This window comes from Vibrio sp. 704 (assembly GCF_033339295.1).
In genome coordinates this window covers 1-679 of the sequence record NZ_JAWOUH010000483.1, presented here as the reverse complement: position 1 = coordinate 679, position 679 = coordinate 1, and the positions used below count along the sequence as shown (strand labels likewise).

Here is a 679-nt window from a genome sequence, read left to right as displayed (position 1 = left end):
ATCTCCGGCGTTTTTTTAAAACTTTGGTGTGGTTGGTTGTGATTTGGGTCTGGAGTCGGAGTGTTTTGCTGGTTACAGCCAAAGAGAATAAGCAGGCCAAGTAGCGATAATTTTTTCATATGAATAATCCATGTTTTTTATGGATATTACATGTGCGCTTTGCGGATAGACCAATTGCGTTTTGTTATACCGAGTAAATAACTGGCAATTTAACTCTCCATGTTTGTATGCATTTATCTTGAGACAAAAACGCCCTTCACCTGAGCAAAGAGCGTTTTTACTTGAGGTTATGGTTCGAACATTAAAGCACTAAACCGCCATCAATCTTGAGCACTTGTCCGGTTATAAACGCACTTTTATTAGAGACCAGAAACGCAACGCCATTGGCGATATCTTGCACCGAGCCCATACGTCCTAGGGGCGTTTTACTTTCCATCATTTGAATGACTTTTTCTGGCAGGTTCTTGGTCATGTCGGTGGTGATAAAACCAGGGGCAACACAGTTCACTCGGATTTGAGCGCCTTTTCTCGATAGCTCTTTCGCCCAACCTTTACTCATTGAGATGACGCCGCCTTTACTTGCGCCGTAGTTACTTTGCCCAATATTGCCATCCGTACCCACGATAGAAGAAATGCTGACAATGCTACCTGCGCCCTGCTCTAGCATTACTGGCGCGAC

General features: G+C 44.0%; 1 protein-coding gene. It reads right to left on the bottom strand.

What is annotated here, in order from left to right:
• Nucleotides 1-301: 301 nt before the first annotated feature.
• Nucleotides 302-679: SDR family oxidoreductase (locus tag R7R24_RS27260; RefSeq protein ID WP_318120207.1), on the bottom strand; the 378-nt coding region annotated here is incomplete at its 5' end.